Origin of the sequence: Streptomyces sp. NPDC002573 (assembly GCF_042889625.1) — a bacterium.
GTDB classification, from domain to species: Bacteria; Actinomycetota; Actinomycetes; order Streptomycetales; family Streptomycetaceae; genus Streptomyces; species Streptomyces gibsoniae.
The window spans coordinates 1-2848 of the sequence record NZ_JBIARC010000214.1 but is presented as its reverse complement, the minus strand read 5'-3'; the positions used below and the strand labels follow the sequence as shown (position 1 = coordinate 2848).

At 68.9% G+C, this 2848-nt stretch carries 2 protein-coding genes and 1 pseudogene; all 3 read left to right on the top strand.

The features are described 5' to 3' along the window. Positions 1-607: pseudogene (locus tag ACFYX0_RS47285) on the top strand (hypothetical protein); the annotation flags it as partial. Then, on the top strand, positions 531-1508 hold the full coding sequence (locus ACFYX0_RS47280) for a PP2C family protein-serine/threonine phosphatase (protein ID WP_388981909.1): 978 nt from the start codon (positions 531-533) through the stop codon (positions 1506-1508). The pseudogene ACFYX0_RS47285 and the gene ACFYX0_RS47280, both read left to right, overlap by 77 nt. A 186-nt stretch (positions 1509-1694) precedes the next feature. Next, positions 1695-2786, top strand: coding sequence for an ISL3 family transposase (locus tag ACFYX0_RS47275; protein WP_388981906.1), 1092 nt, complete (start codon positions 1695-1697; stop codon positions 2784-2786). The last annotated feature ends 62 nt before the right edge of the window (positions 2787-2848 follow it).

Below are 2848 nucleotides of genomic sequence, written 5' to 3'. Positions count from 1 at the left end.
AGGCGAATCCGGCCGTGTCACTAGACTCCAGCCCGCTGACCTGCACCTTCACCTCGGAAGGGACTCCAGAACCCCTGAATTGCGCGGAACGCAGGACGAGGTGCTGTGCCTGAACGTGGAAGGCCTTTACCCGCAGTACAAACGCGGGAAGATCACCGCCAAGGGCGGGGCGAGCGAGTGGATTCACTGGCAGTCTGGCACCGCCCAACGGCTGCCCCGCCTGATCGGCCGCCGCACCCGCGGCCCGCTGTTCCTCACCGGCCGGAAGACGCCGGCCGGGACGCCGTCGCTGGACGTGTGCCCGGACACGGGCCGCGCCCGGCTCTCCTACCGGCGGGCTGAGGAGATCTTCGAGGAGAACACCCGGCTGCTGGCCAACCCGCTCGCCGCACCCGAGGACATCGAGGACCTGGACGGCTGGACCCTGCACCGGCTCCGCCACAGCGCCCTGACCCACGCCGCCGAGGGCGGCAGTTTTGGAGACGTCGTCCGATCCGCTGGCGCGTGTGTTGCGGGGGGCGGGGCCGCTGGTGGTCGATCCCGTCGTGATGGCCTCGGTGGAAGACGGGAGCGCCCTGCATGCGGCGCAGGTCGCGTTGTTCTCTGAGCTGGGTGCCCGTTCGGCGGTGATCGCGCCGCTGCGGGCGCGGCGGCAGATACTCGGGGCTCTGACCTTGGCCAGGAGCGGGGATGCCTTCGCGCTCACCGAGAATGATCTGGCTCTGGTGGAGGATCTGGCGCATCGTACGGCTCTGGCGGTGGACAACAGCCCCCTGTATGCCTCGGTGCAGAGTACCGCCGAGCATTTGCAGCGGTCCCTGCTGCCGTCGCTGCCGGATGTAGCCCCTCTGGATATCGCTGCTCGGTATGTGCCGGCACGCGCGGCGGTGGAGGTGGGCGGGGACTGGTACGACTGCTTCGCGCTTCCGGACGGCACGACGGCACTGATCATCGGCGATGCCGCCGGTCACGATCTGCCCGCGGCGGTCACCATGGGACAGCTGCGCAACATGTTGCGCGCGCTGGTCTGCGACCGGCTCGAACCGCCGGGCGAGATCCTGCGCCGCCTGGACGCGATCAGCCACACTCTTTACGGCGGGGACACTGCGACCTGCATCTACGCCCTTCTCGAACCCGGCCCACACCACAGCTGGCAGCTGAAATTCGCCAACGCCGGCCATCCACCACCCCTGCTGGTGTCGCACGACGGTGATACTCGCTACCTGGAGACCGGGCACAGTGTCCTGCTTGGCATCGAACCCGACACGCCCCGGCCCAGCAGCACCCACACACTTGCGCCGGGTTCCAACTTGCTGTTCTACACCGACGGCCTGATCGAACGCTCCGGCGAAGACCTCGACCGCGGTCTTGCCCGGCTGCGTCAGCACGCCGCAGCCCTGACTCGCGAACCGCTGGCTGTCTTCTGTGACGAGCTCCTCGCCGGCCTGGCTCAGGGCAGTAACGATGACATCGCCCTTCTCGCGGTCCGCCTCCCGCCCGCGACCTGAACCCCCGGCTTGAGGGGCGGCCCTAACGGGGTCTTCGAAGTTGAGCGGTGCAGGGTCGGTGGCCGCTGACTGTCCGTCACGGTCTGCGACGAGTGGGGTGGTTGTCGGCCCTGGATGTAGGACGCCCGTGGTCCTGGGTGATCATTTCTGTTCTCTACGCAGAAGGATCACTGGGGAGCCACGGGCTTGGTCAACGATACGACGTTGCTGTTGGACCTCGACGGGGTGTCCGTCATGAGGGTCGAGCGGTGCGAGGACGGTGGGCGCCGGGTCCATCTGGCCACGGCGGATGCCTCGGCCCGGGCCTGTCCGGCCTGCGGGGTCTTCTCGTCCCGGGTGAAAGGCTCCGCCACCACCCGACCCCGTGATCTCCCTTATGGCGAGCGCGGGCTGGAGTTCTTGTGGCACAAGCGGCGCTGGTGGTGCCGCGAGCCGGCCTGTCCTCGGAAATCGTTCACCGAGCAGATCCCGCAGATCCCGGCCGGCGCCCGGCTGACTGGGAGGCTACGGAGTACGGCCGGACGTCGGATACGGGATGCCGGCTCCACGGTCATCCAGGCCGCCCGCGATCTGCATCTGTCCTGGCCGACCGTGATGGACGCCTTCCGGACCGTTGCCCGCGAGGTCGTCGAAGCGCCGCTGCCCGGCGTCGAGGTGCTGGGCATCGACGAGACCCGGCGCGGCAAGACCCGCTGGGAGCAGAACCCCGAAACGGGCAAGTGGCAGCTGACACGGGACCGGTGGCACACCGGGTTCGTCGACGCGCTCGGTGTCGGTGGCCTGCTCGGCCAGGTCGAGGGCCGCACCGCCGCCGACGTGCTGGCCTGGCTGTCCACCACACCTCTGGCCTGGCGCAACAGCATCCGGCACGTCGCCATCGACATGTCGGCCACCTACCGGGCCGCGGTCCGCACCGGCCTGCCGAACGCCGTCGTCGTGGTCGACCACTTCCACGTCGTGCAGCTCGCGAACAAGATGCTGTCCCTGGTCCGGCGCCGCACCACCGCCGAGATCCGCGGACGACGCGGACGCGCCACCGACCCGGAATGGAAGGCTCGCAGGCGTCTGCTGCGCAACCGCGAGGACCTCACCGACGATCAGTTCGCGAAGATGTGGAACCCGCTGCTGGACGAGGGGAAGATCGGACAGACGCTGCTGACCGCCTGGATCGCCAAGGAAAGCCTGCGCACCCTCCTCGCTCTGGCCCGCACCGGCGCCGACCGCCACCGCATCGGCCGGGCCCGCTACAAGTTCCTAATGGGGCTCAGCGGGCGGTAGGAGAGACTACGGTCCGTAGCCGCCAGCAGGTGAGCACTACAAGTTCCGGAGCCGGTGAGCTC